Origin of the sequence: Pedobacter sandarakinus (genome assembly GCF_026240095.1) — a bacterium.
Lineage (GTDB): Bacteria > Bacteroidota > Bacteroidia > Sphingobacteriales > Sphingobacteriaceae > Pedobacter > Pedobacter sandarakinus.
The window spans coordinates 1-4,424 of record NZ_JAPIVG010000013.1; the positions used below are offsets into that span (position 1 = coordinate 1).

Below are 4,424 nucleotides of genomic sequence, written 5' to 3' on the forward strand. Positions count from 1 at the left end.
TACTTACATCGACATCGATCGCTATGCATTTATTCCACAGCCCAAGCCACACTATTACCTTACTGCAGGTGCACTTTTTCCACTGTCAGAAGATTTTGGTATCAAACCATCGTTTTTGCTAAAAGACGATAGGGGTGGTCCCACCAGTTTAGACCTGAATGCATTCCTGCTTATCAAAGATTACCTATGGGTTGGGGGTTCTTACCGAACGGGTGTTAAGCTTTACGATAAGAGCTACCTGCAACGAGATCTTACACCGAGAAATTCTGCGGTAGCAGCGCTACAGATTTTTCCATCGCAGCAGCTACGAATTGGTTATGGTTACGATTTTTCCATCGGCCCTTTACAAGGTTACAGCGGCGGTACACACGAAATATCAATTGCTTATTCTTTCTTCAGACCGAATGTTAGGATAGCAACGCCACGAGTTTTTTAACATTTAAAATTGGCACGAAATATGTAAAATTGTATAATAATGTTTACATTTATGGTTGCATAATGAAGTCTTTTTAGATAATAAATTGAATACAGCAGGCAAAAAATATAACTTTAACAATCACAAACACCTAATATAAGATGAAACCGAAGAGTTCAGGAAATACATTTACAGTTTTAATTGCCGATGATCATGAGATCATCCGCCGTGGCTTGAAAAGCCTAATATCAGATTTTTGGGCTGGTGTTGAAATAATTCATGCATCAACCCTGGAACAAGCACTAGTAGAAACTGAAAGATCACCTAATTTAATTATTATAGATGTTAATCTACCCGGAGCAAATAACCTGAAAGTTATCGATCAGATAAAGATGCTTCAGCCAAATGCAAGAATACTTGTTTTTTCATCACTAAATGAAAATATTTACGCAGTGCCATACCTTAAATCTGGTGCTTCCGGCTACCTTACAAAAAATGCAGAGGAATCTGAAATTGTAACGGCCATCACCACAATATTAGCGGGAAGTAGATATTCTAGTAGGAACGTGAAAGAAAATATGTTCAATAGCATTTTAGGAAATGACGCTGATAATCCTTTCACGAAACTTTCGGGTAGAGAACTTGAAGTGGCAGAATTACTTACGAAAGGAATTGGCGTACTGGAAATATCTAACCAGCTTAATCTACAAATGGGAACGGTAAGTACTTATAAATTAAGGCTTTTTCAAAAACTAAAAATCAAAAGTATAATTGAACTCGCAGAGAAAATGAGTATATACGAAAAATAAGGAGCGGAATTCCACTCCTTATTTTATGCTAATTATTTTTCCCGGTTTTTGTTTGTGGTACCCTTTCCACCATCATCGCCACCTTCGTTTTTACCATCACCTGCTTCGCCAAACTTATCGGCAGCACCTTTGCCGTTTTGATCAAAACTGGCCTTACCTTTTGATGTGCCCTGCGTTTTTTTGTCTTTATCTTCGTTCTCGTTGTTTTTCATAACATTTTTATTGTTAAAACACATCAAGTAAAGTTTAGGTTTTAAAGACTTCAAAAAACAATCCGATGTGGATAAGTGTCATCTTTTTCTTGCACCCTAAATAACAATCGCGATAGGAGACGAAACTTGGATAGTCTTAATAGTTGTACGTAAATAGTTGATTAAAATCAACATTTCTCTATTCTATCAACTATAAAAAATCCCTCTAATTGTCTCTAATCGGATATTGATTATGATAAAGATCAAATAATAAACAAATTGTATTATTAATTATACAAGATAGAGATTGTAACAATGCCACTGACATAATTTAATTATACCTTTGCGGAATAGTTTGCTTGAATGATAAAATTTACAGAACCAGAAGCGTCTGGTTTACGTAGATGATAGACCAAACAAGACAATTGCATAGCATCGCACATGCTTAAAGTGCAACCCTTTATCGTCCCGTGTATGAATAAACTTTTACTCGAGCTCCGTGCTTTCACGCAGAATATCTCCTGTGTATCTCAGTATTTAACGAAAAATTTCGTTAAATGTTTTACGTGCAGACTATTATTTACGCTATTTTTCTCATCTTTTGGTTTTTCATCGGCTTTTGCAGATGGAAGTAAGGACCTTTATCCAAGTGGAGTAGCAGGTAACAGAGCCTTTCTAGTAAGTGCGACAACAACTACGGGCGGTAGTGCATATGTTGCGGCTACAAGTTTTCCATTTATCAATAGGGGTGTGCACTATGCTTACGTAAAAGCAGGGGAGTTTATCGCAGCAGCTTCAAGTGCTCAGGCTGTAGCTACAAATGGGCAAATTATCTTAACAGCTCCAAATGGGAATGTTTTTAGTTCTACAGTAGGCAGTAATACGGGTCGCATCTATGTAAACGGGACTTTTACAACTACCAGGGCATCAGAACTTGGTGGGTCTAGAGTGGGATACCAGCCATTTCAAAGACAGGCAACTGCAGCACAAGAAGGGGTTTGGAAAATTGAATTTGTAGCGGGACCTACCGCTAATACAAGTTCTGTGAACGTACTTGCAGATGCGGCATGGACTCAGGCAGATGGTGCTTCTATAGCTGCTTGGGATGTCTCGGTTTTTGCTGATGGAACTACCACATCGGCGATAGGTGGTAGGGTTTATACCAACGTATTTAACTCTATTATTAACGAAAACTTCGCAACGGGAAGGGGTTTTTACGGGAAATTTTATGTACTTACAAAAGATGGATATTCTTATTTGGTAAATGAAAATGGACAGGTTGGTGTATCGTCTACATTCTTTGTTAATAATAATGGTTTTAAAGATGCTAATGGTAAGAAAAGTTATAAAAGTGTTAATTCAACGACTAATCCGCCAGTAAAAAATCCAACTACTGATGATACTGCGAATGAGGTTACACATAAGATCTTTTATCAAAAACCAGCTGCAGATTTACCGGTTAGTGCAGTAATCACGCCGACTACCTCTACGTGGCTTAAAGCTGCAGCGGCAACAGCACCTACCGTTTCTAATTTTTCTTTTGCGGGTGTTGAAGGATCAACATCGAATATCAGCTCTAAAGGTGCCTATATCAATTTCGACAGTAATGTTTCTGGAAGTTACAAAATCACCATTCCGGGTGGTGGCGCATTTATAGATCGAATTTTGACCGGGCAAGCTGATGCAGGTGCTAATACCGTGCTTTGGGATGGGAGAGCAGGACTTTCGGCATCAGATCCCGTGTCGCCGGGAACAAAAGTTCCTCCAGGTACCACGGTCAATACAATCAGGCTACAGCTTTTAGGTGGCGAGGTACACTTTCCATCCATCGATGTTGAAATTAATCCGAATGGTACTATTATTCAGCAGTTAAATAGTGCATACAACCCTATCGCGGGGCAAGACATTGTATACTGGGATGATACGGATATTACAGTGGCTGGTACCCCTTCAAACCCAACAAAAGCGGTGTTAGGTGTAAATTCTATTTCTAGCGCAACAAATGGACATAAATGGGGAGCAAATCCTGGTGCCGGCTTAAATGATTTCGGAAATAATAAATCGCTTGATACTTATACTTTTATTCCTGGTAGTGAAACTACGCAATCAGTTAATGCAGTCATTTCTCAAGCCGATTTAAGGGTAACCAGCATTACACCATCTACAACCTCTGCAAAGGTGGGTAGTACAATAACTTATACCGTAGTTTTAGAAAATTTGAATAACGCCACTAGTGTAAGCAACGTTACCGGTGCCGTTTTTAATTTAGAGTATCCATCTGGATTTAGCGTTACTTCTGCTACTTCTGTTGTTAACGCAGGAACTATTACACAAACTGCAACCTCAACATCGGCAACGGTCTATGCTACAACATTGAATATGACTTCAGGTTCTCGCATAACATACACCATTACTGGAACTGTAGGAAGTGCTTTAAGTAATACTACCGTTGCTGCGAGGGCTACAATTCTAAGATCAGCTGATGTGTCTGATCCGGATGCAACTGATGAAAGTACGACCACATTCTCTGGCAATGCCGATACGGAATGTAATGGTACACCTTCGGGAGTTGGTTGTAACAACATCGTCACTTCTGCCGGAGTAGCTGTCCCAGCTTCCGTTAGCATTACAGCTACAACGCCGAATGCTTCAGAACCCGCAACAAACGGATTGTTTACGGTAAATTTAACCAGTGCCGTAACCGGTACTACAACAGTTACCTATTCCATAGCCGGATCTGCACAGAATGGTGTAGACTACAATACTGCTTCTCCATTAACTGGCTCGGTAACCATACCTGCCGGACAAACTTCTGCTACGATACCGGTCACAGTTTTTGATGATCAGATTGTCGAAGGAAATGAAAATGTGGTATTGGTGATTACGGGTGTAAGTAATACGGTTACTACAACCGTAACAACCGCATTAAATGCTGCCGACTTAACTGCGACAGTAAATATTGCTGATAATGATAGCGCTACAATCAGCGTAGCAACCACTGATGCCTCA

4 protein-coding genes are annotated in these 4,424 nt (G+C 39.7%); 3 read left to right on the top strand and 1 reads right to left on the bottom strand.

Annotation, left to right across the window (positions count from 1 at the left end; all coding sequences use genetic code 11):
• Nucleotides 1-436, top strand: a 436-nt coding sequence (locus tag OQ268_RS17670) for a type IX secretion system membrane protein PorP/SprF (RefSeq protein ID WP_265858132.1), incomplete at its 5' end; no start/stop codon positions are given.
• 140 nt (nt 437-576) lie between these two features.
• The gene (locus OQ268_RS17675) at nt 577-1,224 is read left to right on the top strand and encodes a response regulator (RefSeq protein ID WP_265858133.1); all 648 of its coding nucleotides are present in this window, start codon (nt 577-579) and stop codon (nt 1,222-1,224) included.
• 32 nt (nt 1,225-1,256) lie between these two features.
• Here the strand turns inward: OQ268_RS17675 and OQ268_RS17680 are convergent, their stop codons facing one another.
• The gene (locus OQ268_RS17680) at nt 1,257-1,436 is read right to left on the bottom strand and encodes a hypothetical protein (RefSeq protein WP_265858134.1); all 180 of its coding nucleotides are present in this window, start codon (nt 1,434-1,436) and stop codon (nt 1,257-1,259) included.
• A gap of 453 nt (nt 1,437-1,889) precedes the next feature.
• On the opposite strand from OQ268_RS17680, the gene OQ268_RS17685 reads away from it, so the two are divergent.
• On the top strand, nt 1,890-4,424 hold a 2,535-nt coding region (locus OQ268_RS17685; RefSeq protein ID WP_322974047.1), incomplete at its 3' end, for a Calx-beta domain-containing protein.

Bases quoted from the DNA above. Each gene is read 5' to 3' on its own strand.
- OQ268_RS17675 (WP_265858133.1), top strand. From the start codon at position 577: ATGAAACCGAAGAGTTCAGGAAATACATTTACAGTTTTAATTGCCGAT.
- OQ268_RS17680 (WP_265858134.1), bottom strand. From the start codon at position 1,436: ATGAAAAACAACGAGAACGAAGATAAAGACAAAAAAACGCAGGGCACA.